The organism is Burkholderiaceae bacterium, assembly GCA_024235995.1.
In the GTDB taxonomy this organism is placed as follows: Bacteria; Pseudomonadota; Gammaproteobacteria; order Burkholderiales; family Burkholderiaceae_C; genus Ottowia.
In genome coordinates this window covers 1,342,448-1,362,800 of sequence record JACKLI010000001.1, presented here as the reverse complement: position 1 = coordinate 1,362,800, position 20,353 = coordinate 1,342,448, and the positions used below count along the sequence as shown (strand labels likewise).

Genomic DNA, 20,353 nt, shown 5'->3' with positions numbered 1-20,353 from the left:
ATGGGCCGGCGGGCGGCCCAGGGCGCGGGACGCTCCGCTACAGTGGACACCGCCCATGCCCGTCCTGACTCCACCGCCCCGCGCCAGCGCCGAGGCCGCCACGGCCCGCCTGGTGGACGGCCTGCAGCGCCGCTTGCAGGCCGAGCACCCGGGCGGCGCGGTGCGGCGCATCGAGACGCACATCTCCTGGCTGCTGCTGGCCGGCCCGCACGCCTACAAGCTGAAAAAGCCCCTCACGCTCGACTTTCTGGACTTCGGCACGCCCGAGCAGCGCCGCGCGGCGTGCGAGGAGGAGCTGCGCATCAACCGCCGCAGCGCGCCCGATCTGTACCTGCAGGTGCTGCCCGTCACCGGCACGCCCGATGCGCCGCGCCTGGGCGGCGACGCGCGAGGCGCCATCGACTGGGCGGTGCACATGCGCCGCTTTCCCGACGACGCGCTGCTGTCCGAACGTGCCGCGCGCGGCCAGCTGGGCCCCGAGCCCATCGACGCGCTGGCGCGCGAGGTGGCCGCCTTCCAGGCCCAGGCCGCGGTGGCCGCGGCCAACAGCCCCTGGGGCCGCCCGGACGAGCTGGCGCAGCGGGCGCAGGACAACTTCGCCCCCCTGGCCGCCCTGCTGGCCGGCACCGAGCTGGCCGAGACGCTACAACATCTGAAGCAATGGACGCAGGCGGAATACGGGCGACTGGCCCCTTTGATGGCCCAGCGCCGCGCCGCCGGCCGGGTGCGCGAGGGCCATGGCGACCTGCACCTGGGCAACCTGCTGTGGCTGGACGGCCGCGCGCGCCTGTTCGACGCCATCGAGTTCAACCCGCAGCTGCGCTGGATCGACACCGCCTGCGACATCGCGTTCGTGTTCATGGACCTGCACGCGCACGGGCTGGCGCCGCTGGCCTGGCGCTTTCTCAACCGCTGGCTGGAGTGCAGCGGCGACTTCGGCGCCGTGGCCCGCCTGCCCTGGGACGCCAGCTACCGCGCCCTGGTGCGCGCCAAGGTGGCCGCGCTGCGGGCCGGGCAAGGCGGCGGCGCCCAGGCCCTGGCCGACGCGCAGCGCCACGTGCGCCTGGCCGCCCGGCTGGCCGCGCCGCGCCGCCCCTGGCTGGGGCTGACCATGGGCGTCAGCGGCTCGGGCAAGAGCAGCCAGACGCAGGCCCTGATCGAGCAGCGCGCCCTGGTGCGCCTGCGCGCCGACGTGGAGCGCAAGCGCCTGTTCGGCCTGGCGCCCGAGGCCAGCAGCGCCGGCGTGCCGGGCGGCATCTACGGCGAGGACGCCAGCGAGCGCGTGTTCGCCCACCTGCTGGGCGTGGCGCGCACGCTGCTGCAGGCCGGCCAGCCAGTGCTGGTGGACGCCACCTTCATCCGCCGCGCGCGGCGCAGGCCCTTCATCGCGCTGGCCCAGGCGCTGGATATGCCCTGGCGCATCCTGGCCTTCGACGCGCCCGAGCCCGTGCTGCGCGAGCGCGTGCGCCAGCGCCACGCCGGCGGCGGCGATGCGTCCGAGGCCGACCTGGCGGTGCTGCAGGACCAGCTGGCCCAGCGCGAGCCTTTGTTAGCCGACGAGGCCGCGCAGGCGCTGCGCATCGACACCCGGGATGCCGTCGACTGGCAGGCCTGGGACGCGGCCCTGCCGCCGGGTTGACGCTCTTGTAACGATAGCTGTTTGCGCTGGATCGACAAGGGCCAGCGGCCAATTGGACACCCAATCACCGGCTACCCATACCACCGTCGCTTCCGGGCCACCCCGAGTGGATACCCCATGTATCCTTGCCTCGCGTCAATTTATACAATTTTCCTACTTTCGAAACAATCCGACGCTTTTCGATGCGGCCATGCAGGCGCCCAAGGCACGCCGACGCGCGCCGCACACGGGCGCCTGATGCCCACCCCCTTGAATTTCTTGACGGAGCTCTTGATGAACCTGCGAACTGCGTTGCTGGCCACCGGCCTGACCACCGTGGGCGCCGCCGCGCCGGCGGCCAACGTCACCGTCACGCCCCCCAGTGGCGGCAGTGTGGTCATCAACTCGGCGCCGGCCACGCCGGCCCTGGTGGTGATGCCCGATGGGCGCGTCCAGGTGCCCGGGCTGGTGACCGCGCCCCAGTACCCCGGCGTGGTGTGCCGCGACGCCAACGGCGTGCTGGGCCAGTGCGATCCGCAGGCACTCACCGGCCCGACTGGGCCCACCGGCCCGCAGGGCGCCACGGGCCCCACCGGACCGGCCGGACCCACCGGAGCAACCGGGGTCGTCGGCCCCCCTGGCCCCATCGGACTGCAGGGCCCCATCGGGCCAGCCGGATCGGGGATCACCGGCCTGAGCGAGGTGCGGCACGGCTGCTTCGACCGCACTGGCGCCATCCTCAGCGGCTCGGGTTACAACGTGGCCCTCAGCGGCACCACCTACACCGTCAGCTACACCACCCCGCTGGGCGGTGCCGCCAGCTTCATCATGGACGCACGCGCCAGCAGCGGCCGCAGCCTGGCCGTGGGCGCCACCACCGGCGTCAATGGCGCAGTGCTGGCCGTGGGCTGGCTGGAAGCCAACGAAACGGTATCCAGCATCTGCTTTTTGGCCGCCCGCTGACATCGCCCTCGAGCCGGAGATTCTTCATGCACGCACCCCAAACCCTGCCGGGCCGCTCCATCCACACCCGCACCCCCTGGCGCGCGGCGCTGGCCGGCCTGCTGCTGGCCGCGGCCCACCTGCCGGCGGCGCACGCCCAGACCGAACCCTTCATGGGCCAGCTGATGCTGGTCGCCAGTAGCTACTGCCCAAAGGACTGGCTGGAGGCCAATGGACAAATGCTGTCGATCTCGGATAACCCGGCCCTGTACTCACTGCTCGGCACCAGCTACGGCGGCAATGGGCAGAGCACCTTTGCCTTGCCGGACCTGCGCGGCCGGGTGCCGGTGGGACAAGGCACGGGCCCGGGCCTGTCACCGGTGGTGCGGGGCCAAAGCGGCGGCACGGAAACCGTCACCTTGTTCACATCCCAGTTGCCGCCGCACACCCATGCGCTGCAGGCCAGCAGCCAGCCGGCCACGCATGCGGCACCGGCCAACGACCGCGCCCTGGCCGTGACCCAGAACGCCGGCAGCTACGTGCAAGGCTCTGCGGACACGGCGCTGGCGGCAAACAGCATCGGCGCGACAGGCGGAGGGCAGCCGGTTCCCATCCGCAACCCCTACCTGGGCATGCGCTGGTGCATTAATGTGTTCGGCGTCTATCCAAGCCAGCCATGACCACCGTTGCCTGCGCCCGCCGCTGACGCGCAGCCCATCCGGGCCACGCGCCAAAGGACTGGCGGGCGCGTGGCCCTCGATGTGTCCCCCGAAATGGCGACAAGACAAGCGCGGGGCTTTGCGTCAAGATCGGGCCGGCTGCCCGGGCCAGACCGGACGGCCGACACCCCCCTTCGCGCCATGCCGACCGCCCCGCCAACCGCCCCCGAGCCCGCTCGCCCCGCGCCGGCCGCCGAGGGCATGGCGGTGGCCGTGGTGGAAGACGATGCCGCCTGCCGCGAGGGGTTGGCGCTGGCCATCGGGTCGGCGCCGGACATGCGCCTGGCCTGGGTGGCCGCCACCCACGCGCAGGCGCTGGCGCGGCTGCCCGGCGCGCCGCTGGACGTGCTGCTGGTGGACCTGGGCCTGCCCGACGGCAGCGGGCTGGACGTGATTGCCCATGCGCGCCGGCACTGGCCGGCCTGCGCGCCCATGGTGTGCACCATCTTCGGCGACGAGGCGCACGTGCTGGCCGCCATCCAGGCCGGCGCCATGGGCTACCTGCTGAAGGACGCGACGCCCGAGACCGTGGTGCAGGAGGTGCGCAGCCTGCACGCCGGCGGCAGCCCGATCAACCCGCTGGTGGCGCGCAAGCTGCTGCTGCACGCGCGGCTGGCCGACGCGCCACCGCCGGGCGTGGGCACGGCGGCGCCCGCCCCCGACGGCCTGCCGCCGCTGTCGGCGCGCGAGATGGCGGTGCTGCGCCTGGTGTCGCGCGGACACACGCTGGTGGAGGTGGCGCAGGCGCTGGACGTGTCGCAGCACACCGCGCGCACCTTCGTGCGGCGCATCTACGCCAAGCTGCAGGTCAAGTCGCGCGCGGCGGCGGTGCGGGAGGCGGCGCGGCAAGGGCTGCTCGATGCGACTTGACGTTTGTATAAAAAACAGGGTCCTGGCCAGCATCCGCAGTGCGCAGGCAGCTATATTTTCAATAGTAACCCTGATGCTGGCGGCGGCCTTGCTGGCGCTCGCGGGCTGCGCGCCCACGGCCGTGGGGCCGGCGCCGGCGCACCTGACGCAGGCCCAGCTGTGGCACTCGCCCTCGACCGACTGGGCGCCGCCGGACTCGCTGGCGCAGGCGGGCGACGGCGTGCTGGACGCGGCCACCGCCTGGCACACGGTGGCTCTGCCGCACACGCAGCCGCGCGCGGTGGCCAGCACCCTGGCCGACGCGCAGGCCGCGCCCGAGGTGTCGTGGTTTCGCCTGCAGGTGCCGGCCGCCGCGCTGGCGGCCACGCCCCAGGGGCCGCGGCTGTACCTGCCGCGCTGGCAGACGCTGGGCACGCTGGCGGTGTACGGCAACGGGCGGCTGCTGTGGCAGTCGCGCGGCGACGGGCGGGTGTGGAACAGCTTCAACCGCCCGGTGTGGATCGACCTGGGCGGCGTGGCGCCGCCGGGCCAGCCGCTGGCGCTGCACCTGCGCATGGCCAGCCAGCGCGACGCGGGCGGCGCGCTGAGCACGCTGTGGGCGGGGCCGGCCGAGGCGCTCAAGCTGTCCTGGCGCGCGCGCACGCTGGCGCAGGCCGACCTGGTGGCGTTCTCGCGCGGCTCGTACCTGGTGATCGGCGTGTTTGCTTTGGGGCTCTGGCTGCTGCGGCGCCGGCGCGACGAGCGCCTGTACCTGCTGTTTTTTTTGATGTCGGTGTTCCAGCTGCTGTCCACGCTGCACTACCTGGTGGACAACGAAGGCTTCGGCATCACCGACGACTGGTTTGCCTGGCTCACCTACGTGCTGGGCGCGCTGGGCGCCAACCTGTGCTCGTTTTTCTTTCTGTGCGTCATCAACCGGCTGCGGCTGCCGCGGCTGGCCTGGGCCATGGTGCTGTATGCGCTGGTGCTGACGCTGGCCACGCTGCCGGGGCTGGGGCTGCCGCTGGGCACCGCGCTGCCGCTGGCGCGCATGGCGCTGGCGCCGCCGGCGCTGGTGGTGATCGGCATCGGCGTGTGGGGGGCGCTGCGCACCCGCTCGTGGTCCAGCGCGCTGCTGGCCGGCTGGCTGCTGCTGTCGCTGCCCATCGGCATCCACGACCTGCGGCTGCAAAGCTACCAGGGCAACCTGGAAGACATCTACTACACGCCGTATGTCTACGTCGGCCTGTTCGCGATGTTCCTGCTGATCGCCTACACGCGCTACGTGCGGGCGCTGGACGTGGCCGCGCAGGCCCAGGCCACGCTGGCGCGGCGCCTGGCCGAGCGCGAGCGTGAGCTGGCCGCCAGCCACGCGCGCCTGCGCCAGGTGGAGCGCGAGCAGACGCTGATGGCCGAGCGCCAGCGCCTGATGCGCGAGATGCACGACGGCGTGGGCTCCTCGCTGATGAGCGCGCTGCGCTGGGTCGAGCAGGGCCGCCCGGGCGAGGTGGACGTGGCGCAGGTGCTGCGCGAGAGCATCGACGATTTGAAGATCTCCATCGACTCGCTGGAGCCGGTGGACGCCGACCTGCTGGCGCTGCTGGCCGGCCTGCGCTTTCGGCTGGCGCCGCGCCTGGAGGGCGCCGGCCTGGTGCTGCACTGGCAGGTGCAGGAGGTGCCGCCCCTGCCCTGGCTGGACGCGCAAAACGCGCTGCACGTGCTGCGCATCGTGCAGGAGGTGCTGGCCAACATCGTCAAGCACAGCGGCGCGCGGGCCATCACGCTGCGCACGGCGCCGGCCGAGCGCGACGGCGCGCCCGGCGTGCAGGTGCAGGTGCAGGACGACGGCCGCCCCTTTGCCCCGCCCCCGCCCGGCACGCGCCAGCCCGGCCGCAAGGGCCTGGGCAACGTGCAGGCGCGCGCGCAGGCCCTGGGCGCGCACGTGGACTGGGCGCCGCAGCCCGGCGGCGGCACGGTGTTCACGCTGTGGCTGCCCTTGCAGGGGCCGGGCGAGCGGGCCGACGACAGCGGCTTTCTGATCACCCGGCCGCCGCCGGATGCGGGCCAATGACGCCAGGCCGCGCCAGCCGAAATACCTGCGCGTCGTCGTAAAAACCGGCGTCCTCGTTGCCCGCCCACCAGCCCGGCACACCCAGCAGCGGCAGCGGCGCAAAGGGCTTGGCGGCCAGCCGGTCGGCCGTCAGGTCGGCGGCCAGCCACTCGTCCAGCGCCTGCAGATCGCCCGCCGGATCGAACGCCGGCGCCACGCGCCACACGTGGCCGGTGATGGACTTGTAGGGCGCCACCAGCTTTTCCAGCGCGGCATGGCCGAACACCAGCACGCGCGTGCCGGCCCACAGCGGGCGCAGCGGGCCGAACAGCTCGGCCCAGCGGCGCTCGCGCAGCGCCTGCCACAGCGCATCGGGCGCGTGCAGCAGCACGGCGTTCTCGTCGAACACGGTGGCCGCGTCGCGCACCGGCCCGCGCGTGGCACGCACGCCGTCGCGCGCGATCTCGGCCGCCTGCAGCGCGTTCAGGCGCGCCTTGGCGGCCGGCAGGCGCAGCCACGCCAGGCCGTTGAAGGCGTCGTGCAGGTTGTCGCGCGTGGGCACGGCGCGCCGGCGGGCGATGAAGGCTTCGTAGGCCGCATCGGCCGGCACCTCGACCGCTGGCACGAAGCGCACCGGGATAGCGGGCGCGGCGCAGGCATTCAGCGCCGCCGCCACCGTGCCCGGCGCCGCGGCCCCAGATCCAGCCGCGCGCCACACGGCCGAGCCCACGCCGCGCCAGGGCGCAAACCAGGGCGCGGCCCACTCGGGCGCAGCCAGGCCCACCGCCGCCGTCCACATCGCTTGCCTTACCATGGCCGCCGATCGTGCCACACACCCAGGGAGACCCGATGACCGAAGCCTGCGTCCAGCCAACCACCCTGCGCGGGCGCGACATTCACGAGCAGCACCGCACGGCCACGCCGCTGGAGCTGCTGTTCGATCTGACCTTCGTGGTCGGCGTGGCGCTGGCCGCCGCGCAGCTGCACCACGCCGAAGGCGCCGGCCACCTGCTGCAGGTGCTGCCGGGCTACCTGCTGGCCTTCTTCGCCATCTGGTGGGCGTGGATGAACTACACCTGGTTCAGCTCGGCCTACGACAGCGACGACGCCGTCTGGCGCGTGCTGACGCTGCTGCAGATGGTGGGCGTGCTGATCTTCGCCACCAGCGTGCCGGGCCTGTTCGAGGGCCGCACGCTGCTGGCGGTGGTGGGCTACGCCGCCATGCGCCTGCCGCTGTGCCTGCAGTGGCTGCGCGCGGCGCAGGGCGACGCGGCGCGGCGCGCCACCTGCCTGCGCTACGCCGGCGGCGTGGCGGCCGTGCAGGCGCTGTGGATCGCCAACTACGCGGCCGGCGCGCACGGCTGGCTGCCGGCCGGCGCGGCCTGGCCCGCGTTTGGCCTGCTGGTGCTGCTGGAGCTGGCCGTGCCCGTGTGGGCCGAAACGCGCGGCCCGCCCACGCCCTGGCACGCGCACCACATCGCCGAGCGCTACAGCGGCTTCGTCATCATGATTCTGGGCGAGAGCATCCTGGGCGCCACCAACGCCGTCAGCAACCTGGTGCAGGCCAGCGGCCTGACGGCCGAGCTGGCGCTGGTGGGCCTGGGCGGCGCGCTGCTGGCCTTTTGCCTGTGGTGGATGTACTTCCTGCTGCCCTCGGGCGCGGCGCTGCACGCGCACCGCGAGCGCAGCTTCGGCTGGGGCTACGGCCACTACGTCACCTTCGCCGCGCTGGCCGCCGTGGGCAGCGGGCTGGAGGTGGTGGCCGACGCCATGAAGCCCGATGGCGCCACGGCGCTGGCCGCCGTCAGCGCCGTGGCCGTGCCGCAGGCCATCTACGTGGCCTCGATCTGGGCGCTGCACCGCCACGCCACGCGCGCGCCGCAGCGGCAGATCGCCCTCACCCTGCTGGTGCTGGCCTGCATCGGCCTGGGGCCGCTGGCGGTGGCGCGGGGGCTGCCGCTGCCCTGGGGCCTGCTGCTGCTGTCGCTGGGGCCGGTGATGGCGATTGTGGCGCAGGAGCGCGGGCGGCGAGCCTGATTCAAGCCATCAGCCGCCACGCCAGCGCCTCGCCCCCGGCCAGCGGCTTGAGCACCGCGTCGCCGAAGGGGTAGCTGTCGGGCGGCGTCCAGCTTTCGCGCTTGAGCGTCACGGTGCCCGTGTTGCGCGGCAGGCCGTAGAAGTCGGGGCCGTGGTGGCTGGCAAAACCCTCCAGCTTGTCCAGCGCGCCAGCGGCGTCGAAGGCGGTGGCGTACAGCTCCAGCGCGGCGTGCGCGGTGTAGCAGCCGGCGCAGCCGCTGGCGTGCTCCTTGAGCTGCGCGGGGTGCGGGGCGCTGTCGGTGCCCAGAAAGAATTTGGGGCTGCCGCTGGTGGCTGCCTGCACCAGGGCCTGGCGGTGCTGCTCGCGCTTCAAGACCGGCAGGCAGTAGTAGTGCGGGCGGATGCCGCCCTGGAAGATGGCGTTGCGGTTGTACAGCAGGTGGTGCGCGGTGATGGTGGCGGCCAGGTTGGCATCGGCCTGCTGCACGTACTGCGCGGCCTCGCGCGTGGTGATGTGCTCGAAGACGATCTTCAGCTCGGGCAAGTCACGCCGCAGCGGGCTCAGCACGCGCTCGATGAACACCGCCTCGCGGTCGAACAGGTCGATCTCGGGGTCGGTCACCTCGCCGTGCACCAGCAGCTTCAGGCCCGCGCGCTGCATGGCCTCCAGCACCTTGTAGGTCTTGCGCACGTCGGTCACGCCGGCGTCGCTGTTGGTGGTGGCGCCGGCCGGGTACAGCTTGAGCGCGACCACGCCGGCCGCCTGCGCGCACGCGATCTCATCGGGCGGCGTGTTGTCGGTCAGGTACAGCGTCATCAACGGCTCGAAGGCCACGCCCGCCGGCACCGCGGCCTGGATGCGCGCCTTGTAGGCCAGCGCCTGCGCGGCGGTGGTGACCGGCGGGCGCAGGTTGGGCATGACGATGGCGCGCGCGAACTGCGCCGCCGTGTGCGGCACCACGGCGGCCAGGGCGGCGCCGTCGCGCACGTGCAGGTGCCAGTCGTCGGGGCGGGTGAGGGTGAGCGTTTGCGGGGCAGTCATCGCGCCATTTTCGTTCAGTCCGTGTAGTCGCCATTGGCCTCGGGCTGGGACTCGATGGCGCGCACCACCACCTCGCCGGGCTTGCCATCGGCGCCGCGCCAACGTGCGCTCTCGCCCGCGCGCAGGCCCAGCAGCGCGGTGCCCAGGGGCGACAGCACCGAGATGAAGCCGCGCGCGGCATCGGCCTCGGGCGGGTAGCACAGGGTCAGGCTGCGCTCGGTGCCGCCGGCGAGGTCGGCCACGCGCACGCGCGTGAGCATGGTGACGACGTCGGGGGCGACGGTTTGCGGCGTGACGATCTCGGCGGCGTCGATCAGCTCGGCCAGCGGGGCATCGTCGGCCAAGCCCTGGCGCTGCAGCAGCTTGTACAGGCGGATGTGGTCCAGGTCGGTGATGGTGCGGCCAAAGGCGGTGTCGGTCATGGTGGCTCCTGTGCGGGCGAACGAGGGAAAAGCGCCCGGGTGGGCGAGGTCAGGCAAAGCGGTCACGGCGCCGGTGCGGTGCGGGCCCGACGATCGGTGGGGGCGCTGTGCGGGTGCGAGGGGGTGCAGCGGGACCGTCGGGCTCAGGCGAGTGCGGCCGCGAGGCGGGCCGCGCGAGCCGTGCGGGCTCGCCAGATCACGTGAGGCACCCGGCGCGCGCGCGCCCTGCCGGCGGCCGCGGGGGCCGCGTCGAGGTGCGCGGGGACGCGCACGGGCAGGACGCTCAGGGTTTGCATGGATCAATGATAGCCGCAGGACCGGCCCAAAGCCTTGCCGGCGCCTTTAAGATAGGGCGCTTGTACGGTTGATCAAGGGGTCAGCCGTTTTTTTGGCCCTCCGCGTCCCCATGTCCGCTCCCGATCCCAGCACGAGTCCGCCGGCCGCCGACCCGGCCTCCTCCCCGGCCCCTGAAAAAGCCCGCGTGCCCCTGGCGATCGAGGACTGGCTGACGGTCATCATCATGGCGCTGCTGGCGCTGATCACCTTCGCCAACGTGCTGGTGCGCTACTTCACCGACGCCTCGTTTGCCTGGACGGAGGAGGTGTCGGTGTTCCTGATGATCCTGCTGGCCATGGTGGCCAGTTCGGCCGCGGTGGCGCGCAACCGGCACATCCGCATCGAGTTCTTCGCCGACAGCGGCCCCGAGAAGCGCCAGCGCGCGCTGGCCGTCCTGGGCGCGGCGCTGGTGGCGCTGCTGTTCGTCCTGATGGCGGTGCTGTCGGTGCGGCTGGTGTGGGACGACATCCAGTACGGCGAGACCTCGCCCGGCATCGGCGTGCCGCAATGGTGGTATTCGATCTGGCTGCCCATCGTCTCCATCGCCATCGCGCTGCGCGCCATCGGCCTGATGCTGCGCGGCGGCCGGCCGGCGGCCGAGAACCCCGAGATGCCAACCTCGGCCGAGGTGCGCGACGAGGAGCAGGCGCCATGAGCACCGCACGGCCGTCCGAAGGTGCGAACGCCCCCTCGGGGGGCAGCGCAGCATGCGCAGCAGCGAAGCGTGGGGACCTTGAGCCGCCGCCGGGCCGCCCCAAGGCGGCGAACGCCCCCTCGGGGGGCAGCGCAGCATGCGCAGCAGCGAAGCGTGGGGGCCAAGTTCCATGATCGCGACGCTGCTCTTCACCCTCTTCATCGTCACCATGCTGCTGGGCGTGCCGATCGGCGCGTCCCTCGGGCTGGCGGGCGCGGCGGCCATCGCGCTGGCCAACAGCGACGCGCAGTGGTTCGGCCTGCTGGCGGTGCCGCAGAACTTCTACGCCGGCCTGGGCAAGTACCCGCTGCTGGCGGTGCCCATGTTCGTGCTGGTGGGCTCGATCTTCGACCGCTCGGGCGTGGCGCAGCGCCTGGTCAACTTCGCCATCGCGCTGGTGGGGCGCGGGCCGGGCATGCTGCCGCTGGTGGCCATCGCGGTGGCGATGTTCCTGGGCGGCATCTCGGGCTCGGGCCCGGCCAACGCCGCGGCCGTGGGCGGGGTGATGATCGCGGCGATGAACCGCGCGGGCTACCCGGCCAGCTACTCGGCCAGCGTGGTGGGCGCGGCGGCGGCCACCGACATCCTGATCCCGCCCTCGGTGGCCTTCATCATCTATTCGGTGCTGGTGTCGGGCGCCTCGGTGCCGGCGCTGTTCGCCGCCGGCATGATCCCCGGCGTGCTGGCCGGCCTGGCGCTGATCGTGCCGGCGGTGTGGATGGCGCGGCGCCACAAGATGGGCCAGCTGGAGGCCAGCCTGCCCAGGCCGCCCATCCTCAAGAGCTTCATCGAATCCATCTGGGGCCTGCTGGCGCCGGTGGTCATCCTGGGCGGCATGCGCATGGGCTGGTTCACGCCGACCGAAGCCGCCGTGGTGGCGGTGTTCTACGGCCTGTTCGTGGGCATGGTGATTCACCGCACCATGACCTGGCGCGACGTCATCATCGTGCTGAAGGAGTCGGGCGAGCTGTCGGCCGTCATCCTGATCGTGGTGGCGCTGGCGGGCATCTTCGCCTTCTCGCTGTCCACGCTGGGGGTGATCGACCCGATCACGAACGCCATCGTCAACTCGGGCCTGGGCGAGTACGGCGTGCTTTCGCTGCTGATCCTGATGCTCATCACCATCGGCATGTTCCTGGACGGCGTGTCGATCTTCCTGATCTTCGTGCCGCTGCTGTGGCCCATCGTCGAGCACTACAAGTGGGACCCGGTATGGTTCGGCGTGCTGCTGACGCTGAAGGTGTCGCTGGGCCAGTTCACGCCGCCGCTGGCGGTCAACCTGATGGTGTCGTGCCGCATCGCCAACGTGCGCATGGAGCAGACCATCCGCTGGGTGTGGCCGATGCTGCTGGCCATGGGCCTGGTGCTGGTGGCCGTCATCATCTGGCCGCAACTGGCGCTGTGGCTGCCGCATGCGCTGGGTTATTGATGTTTTTGGGCGTTGACCCGCGCCGATCAAGCGCAAGCAGCTATTTTTTGTGTAGCAACCTGAGGAGACCTCGACCATGAAGCTTCGCCGCACCCTGCTCACGGTGGCCGCCGCCGCCACCGCCGCGCTGGCCCTGGGCACCAGCCTGCCCGCCGCCGCGCAAGGCAAGTACAAGTCCGAGTACCGCATGTCCCTGGTGGTGGGCACCGCCTTCCCCTGGGGCAAGGGCGGCGAGATCTGGGCCAACAAGGTCAAGGAAAAGACCCAGGGGCGCATCAACATCAAGCTGTACCCCGGCGTCTCGCTGATCCAGGGCGACCAGACGCGCGAGTTCTCCGCCCTGCGCCAGGGCGTGATCGACATGGCCATCGGCTCCACCATCAACTGGTCGCCGCAGGTCAAGCAGCTCAACCTGTTCTCGCTGCCCTTCCTGATGCCCGACTACGCCGCCATCGACGCGCTGACCCAGGGGCAGGTGGGCAAGGACATCTTCACCACCCTCGGCAAGGCAGGCGTGGTGCCGCTGGCCTGGGGCGAGAACGGCTACCGCGAGCTGACCAACTCCAAGCACCCGATCAAGACACCGGCGGACATGAAGGGCCTGAAGATCCGCATCGTCGGCTCGCCGCTGTTCATCGACACCTTCACCGCCCTGGGCGCCAACCCGACGCAGATGAGCTGGGCCGACGCGCAGCCGGCCTTCGCCAGCGGCGCGGTGGACGGGCAGGAAAACCCGATGAGCATCTTCACCGCCGCCAAGCTGCAGACGGTGGGCCAGAAGTACGTGACCATGTGGCACTACGTGGCCGACCCGCTGGTGTTCGTGGTCAACAAGGACATCTGGGCCTCCTGGACGCCCGAGGACCGCGAGGCCGTGCGCCAGGCTGCCCTCGAGGCCGGCAAGGAAGAGATCGCCCTGGCCCGCAAGGGCCTGGCCGAGCCGGGCCAGCCGCTGCTCAAGGACATCGCCGCGCTGGGCGTGACCATCACCGAGCTGACGCCCGACGAGCGCGCCGCCTTCGTCAAGGCCACCAAGCCGGTCTACGACAAGTGGAAGCCGCAGGTGGGCACCGAGCTGGTCACCATGGCCGAGAAGGCGATCGCGGCGCGCAAGAAGTGAGCGCCTGAGGCATGCAAAAACGCCCCGCGACGCGGGGCGTTTTTTTGCGCCGTGCCCAATCAGTGTTGCAGGATCTTGCTGAGGAAGTCCTTGGTGCGCGGCTGACGGTTTTCGGGATGGTTGAAGAACTCGTCCTTGCTGCAGTCCTCCAGGATATGGCCGCCGACGTCGATGAAGATCACGCGGTTGGCCACCTTGCGGGCAAAGCCCATCTCGTGCGTGACCACCATCATGGTCATGCCCTCGCTGGCCAGCTTGACCATGACGTCCAGCACCTCGCCCACCATCTCGGGGTCGAGCGCGGAGGTGGGCTCGTCGAACAGCATCACGTTGGGGTCCATGGACAGCGCGCGCGCAATGGCCACGCGCTGCTGCTGGCCGCCCGACAGCTGGCCGGGGAACTTGTCCTTGTGCGCCATCAGGCCCACGCGGTCGAGCATCTTCAGGCCGCGCACCTTGGCGTCGTCGGGCTTGCGGCCCAGCACCTTGATCTGGGCGATGGTCAGGTTCTCGGTGACCGACAGGTGCGGGAACAGCTCGAAGTGCTGGAACACCATGCCGACCTGGCTGCGTAGCTTGGGCAGGTCGGTCTTGGGGTCGGTCACGGTGATGCCGTTGACGACGATCTCGCCCTGCTGCACCGGCTCCAGCGCGTTGACGGTCTTGATGAGCGTGGACTTGCCCGAGCCCGAGGGGCCGCAGACGACCACCACGTCGCCCTTGGCGACCTCCAGCGAGCAGTCGTGCAGCACCTGCACCGGGCCGTACCACTTGGAGACGTTCTTGATCTGAATCATGGAGGAGGACATGGGACGATCTCCTTATCGGATGATGGCGATTTTCTTGTTGATGGCCTTGACCACCGACGACAGCGAATAGCTGATGACGAAGTAGGTCACCGTCGCCATCAGGTAGGTCTCGATCGGGCGGCCGTAGTTCTTGCCGGCGGTCTCGAAGCCCTTGAGCAGGTCGTAGGCGCCGATGGCGTAGACCAGCGAGGTGTCCTGGAACAGGATGATGGTCTGCGTCAGCAGCACCGGCAGCATGTTGCGGAAGGCCTGCGGCAGGATCACCAGCTTCATGTTCTGCGCATAGGTCATGCCCACGGCCTGGCCGGCGAACACCTGGCCGCGCGGGATCGACTGGATGCCCGCGCGCATGATCTCGCTGAAGTAGGCGGCCTCGAAGGCGACGAAGGTGACGACGGCCGAATACTCGGCGCCGATGGGCCGCCCGATCATCAGCGGCACCAGCAGGAAGAACCACAGGATCACCATCACCAGCGGCACCGAGCGCATGACGTTGACGTACAGCGCCGCCGGCGCGTCCAGCCACTTCCTGCCCGACAGGCGCATCAGCGCCAGCAGCGTGCCGAAGAAGATGCCGCCGGCGGTGGCCACCGCCGTCAGGAAGATGCTGAACCACAGGCCCTTGAGGATGAAGTTCTGGATCAGGCCCCAGTTGAGCAGGGAGAAATCAAGATTGAGCATCTCAATGCCCCCCTGCGCCGGTACCCGACGAGACGAAACCCGGCACGCGGGCGCGCTTCTCGATCCAGGCGAAGATGCGGTTGATCACCAGCGCCGAGATGGCGTAGAGCACGGTGACGGCCAGGTAGACCTCGATCGGGCGCGCGGTCTCCTCGCCCACCTGCAGCGCGTACTGCGTCAGCTCGGGGATGGACACGGCAAAGGCCACTGCCGAATTCTTGAAGATGTTCATCGACTCGCTGGTCAGCGGCGGGATGATGATGCGGTAGGCCATGGGCAGCAGCACGTAGCGGTAGTACTGCGGCGTGGTGAAGCCCAGCGCCATGCCGGCGTAGCGCTGGCCCTTGGGCAGCGCCAGGATGCCGGCGCGCACCTGCTCGGCGATGCGCGCCGAGGTGAACAGGCCCAGCGCCAGCACCACCAGGATGAAGGGCGGAAAGTTCTTCATGGGCGGCACCAGCGCCGGCAGCACGAAGTACCACAGGAAGATCTGCACCAGCAGCGGGATGTTGCGAAACAGCTCGACCCAGGCATTGCCCAGCCGCGCAAGCCAGGGGCTGCTGGGCAGGGTGCGGATGACGCCGATCAGCGAGCCGACCACCAGCGCCACCACCAGCGCCGTGAGGGAGACGGACACCGTCCAGCCCCAGGCCGAGAACAGCCAGTTCAGATAGGTGATGTCGCGCCCGCTGCCAAGGCAGCCAGGCATCACATCGCCGGTGAGGGTGTCCTTGCAGAACACCATCCAATCCATTGCCATCACGACCCTCCTGCGACCGAACCGGCCCGATCCGCGACCTTCATAACCACGAACGCCCACTTGAGGCCAAGTGGGCGTCCATGCAGCTCACGCCATCAACGCGCGCTGCTGCGCGATCACTTGTTGCCGTAGTCTTCCATCGGCTTGTCGTTGGGGTGCGCCCAGGCGTTCTTGGTGCCTTCCGATGCCGGCATGTTCAGGTTGACGTTGTTGGGCGGGATCGGCTGCATGAACCACTTGTCGTACAGCTTGGCCAGCGAGCCGTCCTTGATCTGGCGCACGATGGAATCGTCGATGGCCTTCTTCAGCTTGGCATCGCCCTTGGGCAGCATGCAGGCAATGGGCTCGACCGACAGCACCTCGCCCACGATGGCGAAGTCCTTCGGGTTCTTGGCCTTGGCGATGTTGGCCGCCAGGATGGAGCCGTCCATCACGAAGGCGTCGGCACGGCCGGCCTCCAGCAGCAGGAAGCTGTCGGCATGGTCCTTGCCCTGCACGGTCTTGAAGTCGATGCCCTCGGCGCGCTCGTTCTTGCGCAGGGTCTGCACCGAGGTGGTGCCGGTGGTGGTGGCCACGGTCTTGCCGTTCAGGTCCTTGATGGACTTGATGCCGGACTTGGTGTTGACCGCCATGCGCACCTCCTCGACGTAGGTGGTGTAGGCGAAGTCCACGTCCTTCTGGCGCGCCTTGTTGTTGGTGGTGGAGCCGCACTCGAAGTCGATGGTGCCGTTCTGGATCAGCGGAATGCGGTTTTGCGAGGTGATGACCTGGTAGTTGATCGTCAAGGGCTTGCCCACGTCCTTGGCCAGGTCGCCGACGATACGCTCGGCCATCTCGGTGTGAAAGCCGACGTACTTGCCGCCACCCAGCGTGAAGGCCAGGCCCGACGAGTCGCGCACGCCCAGGTTGACGGCGCCGCGCTCCTTGATCTTGGCCAGCGTGTCGGGGGCCTGCGCCATGACGGCGCCGGCGCTCAGTGCCACGATGGAGAAAGCCAGCAGTTGCTTCTTCATGTCAGGGAACCTTTCAAAAAAACAGATGAGAAACGCTTCAGGCGCGTTCCTAGGGATTGCCATTCTACGAACCCCCGTCTAGTGGTGAACCCTTAATTGGCCTCCGGATTGTGTTGATTACTTCGCTGAACCGCCCACATCTGTGCATAGGCGCCGTGCGCGGCCAGCAGTTGCAGGTGGGTGCCGCGCTCGACGATGCGGCCGTGCTCCATCACCAGGATCTGGTGCGCATCGACGATGGTGGACAGCCGGTGCGCGATGACCAGCGCCGTCTTGCCCTGCGCGGCGCTGGCCAGTTCGGCCTGGATGGCGCGCTCGTTGGCCGAGTCCAGCGCGCTGGTGGCCTCGTCGAAGATCAGCACCGGCGGGTCCTTCAGCAGGGTGCGGGCGATGGCCACGCGCTGCTTCTCGCCGCCCGACAGCTTCAGGCCGCGCTCGCCCACCACGGTGTCGTAGCCCCTGGGCGTGGAGACGATGAAGTCGTGGATGCGCGCGGCGCGCGCGGCGGCGTGCACCTCCTCGTCGGTGGCCGCGGGGCGGCCGTAGCGGATGTTGTAGGCGATGGTGTCGTTGAACAGCACCGTGTCCTGCGGCACGATGCCGATGGCCCGGCGCACGCTGGCCTGGGTGACGCCGCGGATGTCCTGCCCGGCGATACGCACGCTGCCGGCCTGCGGCTCGTAGAAGCGGAACAGCAGCCGCGCCAGCGTGGACTTGCCCGAGCCCGAGGGGCCCACCACCGCCACCGTCCTGCCAGCCGGAATGGTGAAGCTGACGTCGTGCAGGATGGGGCGGTTGCTCTCGTAGGCGAAGTCCACGTGCTCGAAGCTCACGTCCACCGGGCCGTTGGTGTGCAGGTCGGGCGCGCCGGGCGCGTCGGCCACCTCGCGCGGACGGTCCATCAGCGCGAACATGCGGTGCAGGTCGGTCAGGTTCTGCTTGATTTCGCGGTAGATCACGCCCAGGAAGTTGAGCGGGATGTACAGCTGGATCATGAAGGCGTTGATCATCACCAGGTCGCCGATGGACAGGTGCCCGTCGGCCACGCCGGCGGTGGCGCGCCACAGCATGGCCACCAGGCCGATGCCGATGATGAGCTGCTGGCCGGTGTTGAGCAGCGACAGCGACGACTGCGACTTCAGGCGCGAGCGCTGGTAGCGGCGCAGGCTCTCGTCGTAGCGGCGCGCCTCGAACCCCTCGTTGCCGAAGTACTTGACGGTCTCGTAGTTCAGCAGCGAGTCGATGGCGTGGTTGTGCGCGGCCGAGTCGGCGGCGTTGGCCTCGACGCGAAAGTGCGTGCGCCACTCGGTCACCCACACGGTGAACACCACGTAGGCGCCCAGTGCCGCCAGCGTGATCCAGACGAAGCCGGCGTCGAAGCGCGTGCCCAGGATGGCCAGCACCAGCGCCACCTCCACCGCCGTGGGGACGATGGAATACAGCGAATAGGTCACCAGCGACTCGATGGCGCGCACGCCGCGCTCGATGTCGCGCGTCATGCCGCCGGTCTGGCGCTCCAGGTGAAAGCGCAGGCTGAGCGAATGCAGGTGCTCGAAGGTCTGCAGCGCCACCTGGCGCGTGGCGCCCTGCGTGGCCTTGGAAAACACCAGCTCGCGCAGCTCGGTGAACACGGTGGTCATCAGGCGCAGCAGGCCATAGGCCAGCAGCAGGCCCACCGGCACCACCACCAGCGCCAGCGGGTCGCTGGCCTTGACGTTCATGCGGTCGACCAGCGCCTTGAGCAGCAGCGGCACGCCCACGTTGGACAGCTTGGCGCCGGTCACCATCAGCAGCGCCGCGCCCACGCGCCAGCGGTAGCGCCACAGGTAGGGCGCCAGGCGCGCCAGCGTGCGCCAGTCCGACTGGGAGGCCGTGCCGGCGGGCATGGGCATGGGCTCAGCGGCGGCGCGCATGTTGGAAAATGCCATTCATCGATTCCTCACAGGACATTGTGCCGATGCCATCCGATCCCCGCCCAACCACCCTGCTGCGCCCGCCCAACGAGGAGCCGGTCAACGCCCCGTTCGAGCCCCTGCCCGCCGACCACACGCTGGTGCTGAAGGTCATCCCCATGCCCAGCGACGCCAACGCCAACGGCGACATCTTCGGCGGCTGGGTGATGGCCCAGGTGGACCTGGCCGGCTCGGTGCTGCCCGCGCGCTATGCGCAGGGGCGCATGGCCACGGTGGCGGTCAACCAGTTCATCTTCAGGCAGCCGGTGCGGGTGGGCGACATCCTCTCGCTGGTGGCCAAGATGGAGCGCATCGGCCGCACCTCGATGACGGTGAACGTGGGCGTGTATGCCGAGCGCATCCGCAACCAGGGGCGCTACATCAAGGTGACCGAGGCGCAGCTGACCTACGTGGCCATCGACGAGGACGGGCGGCCGCGCGAGGTGCCGGTGCGCGACCTGGCGACACCGCTGCGTCAGGACACGATGTAGGCCGCCGCGCCGGTGGCTAGCAGGCCGCCGTCGGCCCCGTGAAAGGCCATGCGCGTGCTGGCCACGCGCGAGCCCAGGCGGAGCACCTGCGCCTCGGCCCTGAAATGCGGGCCCACGCCGGGGCGCAGGTAGTCGATGCGCAGATCGATCGTGCCCAGCTTGGCAAAGCGCGCCAGGCGCTGCTCGGGCGGCTCGTCCATGTGGCGCGCGCCGATGGCCGCCATCACCGCCAGGCCGGCGGTGGCGTCCAGCACCGCGCTGATCACGCCGCCGTGCAGGCGCTGGTGCTGGTAGTGGCCGATCAGCTCGGGCCGCATGTCGATGCCGCAGCACACGCGCTCGCCCGACAGCTCGGTCACCTTCAGGCCCAGCAGGGTGTTGAAGACGATGCGCTCCTCGAACAGCTGCGACAGGCTGGCGACGAAGGCGGGCTCGAAGGGCCGGGCGGGGACAGGGGCTTTGGGGCTCATGGTTCAGGCAGCAAGCGGGTCAACTATCATAATCATAGCTTGCCGCGCTTTTCCGACGCGGGCCAGTGCCTCAAAACTTGCTGAAATCGGGTTTGCGCTTCTGCGCAAAGGCGGCAAAGGCCTCGCGCGCGGCCGGCTCGTGCAGCATGCGGCCGAAGACCGCGCCCTCCTCGTCCATGCGCGCCAGCACCGCCGCCTGCTGCCCGCCCTTCATCAGGCGCTTGGTCTCCATCAGCGCGGTCAGCGGCTTGGCCGCCAGCTTGCGCGCCTGGCCCTGGGCGATGGCGTTGCATTCGGTGGGCGGCACCACGCGGTTGACCAGGCCCACCTCCAGCGCCGCCTCGGCCATGAAGGGCTCGCCCAGCAGCAGGGCCTCGGCCGCGCGGTGCATCCCGAACATTTGCGGCAGCAGCAGGCTGGAGCCCGCCTCGGGCACCAGGCCCAGGTTGACGAAGGGCAGCGCGAAGGCGGCGTTGTCGCCGGCGTAGACCAGGTCGCAGTGCAGCAGCAGCGTGGTGCCCACGCCCACCGCCGGGCCGCAGACCGCCGCCACGATGGGCTTGGGAAAGCTGGCGATGGCGCGCAGAAAGCGCCACACCGGCTGCTGCTCGCGCGGGCCGGGGTCGGCCGGCGCGGCCTGAAAGTCGCCGATGTCGTTGCCGGCCGAGAACACCGTGGCGTCGCCCTGGATCAGCACCACCCGCACGGCGGCGTCTTGCGCCGCCTGCTCCAGGCCGTCGGCCAGCGCGGCGTACATGGCGCGGGTGATGGAGTTCTTCTTGTCGACCCGGTTGAAGGTCAGGGTCATCACGCCGGCTTCGACGTGGGTGAGGATGTCGCTCATGAGGGCCTCCGGGTTGTAACCCGGCGATGCTACCGCGCGCGCGGGCGGCGCCCTGCCGCCTGCGCGACGCTCTTG

The 20,353-nt window shown here is 70.3% G+C and carries 19 protein-coding genes and 1 pseudogene; 10 read left to right on the top strand and 10 right to left on the bottom strand.

The annotated features are described in order from the left end of the window. The first annotated feature begins 55 nt into the window (after positions 1–55). The 5 genes and pseudogenes from H6927_06600 to H6927_06580 all read left to right on the top strand — a co-directional run bounded on the left by H6927_06600 (position 56) and on the right by H6927_06580 (position 6,199). Entirely contained in the window at positions 56–1,639 is a 1,584-nt protein-coding gene (locus H6927_06600) for an AAA family ATPase (protein MCP5217769.1), read from the top strand. A gap of 525 nt (positions 1,640–2,164) precedes the next feature. Next, positions 2,165–2,299, top strand: a pseudogene (locus tag H6927_06595) (collagen-like protein). Between the two features lie 308 nt (positions 2,300–2,607). Next, positions 2,608–3,240, top strand: coding sequence for a phage tail protein (locus H6927_06590; GenBank protein MCP5217768.1), 633 nt, complete (start codon positions 2,608–2,610; stop codon positions 3,238–3,240). Between the two features lie 180 nt (positions 3,241–3,420). Beyond that, complete coding sequence (locus tag H6927_06585) at positions 3,421–4,149, top strand: response regulator transcription factor (GenBank protein MCP5217767.1); 729 nt, start codon at positions 3,421–3,423, stop codon at positions 4,147–4,149. Then, positions 4,139–6,199, top strand: coding sequence for a histidine kinase (locus H6927_06580; GenBank protein ID MCP5217766.1), 2,061 nt, complete (start codon positions 4,139–4,141; stop codon positions 6,197–6,199). Before H6927_06585 ends, H6927_06580 begins: the two co-directional genes overlap by 11 nt. On the opposite strand, the gene H6927_06575 is transcribed toward H6927_06580, so the two are convergent. After that, positions 6,168–6,977, bottom strand: a complete 810-nt coding sequence (locus tag H6927_06575; protein MCP5217765.1) for a DUF3025 domain-containing protein — start codon at positions 6,975–6,977, stop codon at positions 6,168–6,170. The two genes, H6927_06580 and H6927_06575, sit on opposite strands and share 32 nt — an antisense overlap. An 80-nt stretch (positions 6,978–7,057) precedes the next feature. Between H6927_06575 and H6927_06570 the strand changes: the two genes are divergently transcribed. After that, on the top strand, positions 7,058–8,215 hold the full coding sequence (locus H6927_06570) for a low temperature requirement protein A (protein MCP5217764.1): 1,158 nt from the start codon (positions 7,058–7,060) through the stop codon (positions 8,213–8,215). 1 nt (position 8,216) lies between these two features. Here H6927_06570 and pyrC read toward each other — a convergent pair whose 3' ends face one another. Continuing rightward, a complete protein-coding gene (gene pyrC, locus H6927_06565) occupies positions 8,217–9,257 on the bottom strand; it encodes a dihydroorotase (protein ID MCP5217763.1) in 1,041 nt (346 codons plus the stop codon). Between the two features lie 14 nt (positions 9,258–9,271). Beyond that, complete coding sequence (locus H6927_06560) at positions 9,272–9,679, bottom strand: GreA/GreB family elongation factor (GenBank protein ID MCP5217762.1); 408 nt, start codon at positions 9,677–9,679, stop codon at positions 9,272–9,274. A 406-nt stretch (positions 9,680–10,085) separates the two neighbouring features. Here H6927_06560 and H6927_06555 point away from each other — a divergent pair, with 406 nt between their 5' ends. From H6927_06555 to H6927_06545, 3 genes are all read left to right on the top strand, one after another. After that, positions 10,086–10,670 (top strand): TRAP transporter small permease, encoded by a 585-nt coding sequence (locus tag H6927_06555; protein ID MCP5217761.1) that lies wholly within the window; start codon positions 10,086–10,088, stop codon positions 10,668–10,670. A gap of 169 nt (positions 10,671–10,839) precedes the next feature. Further along, positions 10,840–12,138 (top strand): TRAP transporter large permease, encoded by a 1,299-nt coding sequence (locus tag H6927_06550; protein MCP5217760.1) that lies wholly within the window; start codon positions 10,840–10,842, stop codon positions 12,136–12,138. A gap of 76 nt (positions 12,139–12,214) precedes the next feature. Next, positions 12,215–13,258, top strand: coding sequence for a DctP family TRAP transporter solute-binding subunit (locus H6927_06545; GenBank protein MCP5217759.1), 1,044 nt, complete (start codon positions 12,215–12,217; stop codon positions 13,256–13,258). Positions 13,259–13,317: 59 nt separating this feature from the next. On the opposite strand, the gene H6927_06540 is transcribed toward H6927_06545, so the two are convergent. From H6927_06540 to H6927_06520, 5 genes are all read right to left on the bottom strand, one after another. Then, positions 13,318–14,055: an amino acid ABC transporter ATP-binding protein gene (locus H6927_06540; protein ID MCP5217758.1), complete on the bottom strand. Its 738-nt coding sequence runs from the start codon at positions 14,053–14,055 to the stop codon at positions 13,318–13,320. A gap of 24 nt (positions 14,056–14,079) precedes the next feature. Further along, a complete protein-coding gene (locus H6927_06535; protein ID MCP5217757.1) occupies positions 14,080–14,748 on the bottom strand; it encodes an amino acid ABC transporter permease in 669 nt (222 codons plus the stop codon). 1 nt (position 14,749) lies between these two features. Then, complete coding sequence (locus H6927_06530; protein ID MCP5217756.1) at positions 14,750–15,508, bottom strand: amino acid ABC transporter permease; 759 nt, start codon at positions 15,506–15,508, stop codon at positions 14,750–14,752. 116 nt (positions 15,509–15,624) lie between these two features. Beyond that, on the bottom strand, positions 15,625–16,521 hold the full coding sequence (locus tag H6927_06525) for a transporter substrate-binding domain-containing protein (GenBank protein MCP5217755.1): 897 nt from the start codon (positions 16,519–16,521) through the stop codon (positions 15,625–15,627). 92 nt (positions 16,522–16,613) lie between these two features. Further along, the gene (locus H6927_06520) at positions 16,614–18,434 is read right to left on the bottom strand and encodes an ABC transporter ATP-binding protein/permease (protein ID MCP5217754.1); all 1,821 of its coding nucleotides are present in this window, start codon (positions 18,432–18,434) and stop codon (positions 16,614–16,616) included. A gap of 44 nt (positions 18,435–18,478) precedes the next feature. Between H6927_06520 and H6927_06515 the strand changes: the two genes are divergently transcribed. Then, a complete protein-coding gene (locus H6927_06515) occupies positions 18,479–18,964 on the top strand; it encodes an acyl-CoA thioesterase (protein MCP5217753.1) in 486 nt (161 codons plus the stop codon). Here H6927_06515 and H6927_06510 read toward each other — a convergent pair. Next, positions 18,949–19,434 carry a thioesterase family protein gene (locus tag H6927_06510; GenBank protein ID MCP5217752.1) on the bottom strand — a complete coding sequence of 162 codons (486 nt, stop codon included), beginning with the start codon at positions 19,432–19,434 and terminating at the stop codon, positions 18,949–18,951. The genes H6927_06515 and H6927_06510 overlap by 16 nt on opposite strands. Positions 19,435–19,504: 70 nt before the next feature. Continuing rightward, a complete protein-coding gene (locus H6927_06505) occupies positions 19,505–20,278 on the bottom strand; it encodes an enoyl-CoA hydratase (GenBank protein MCP5217751.1) in 774 nt (257 codons plus the stop codon). Positions 20,279–20,353 lie beyond the last annotated feature (75 nt).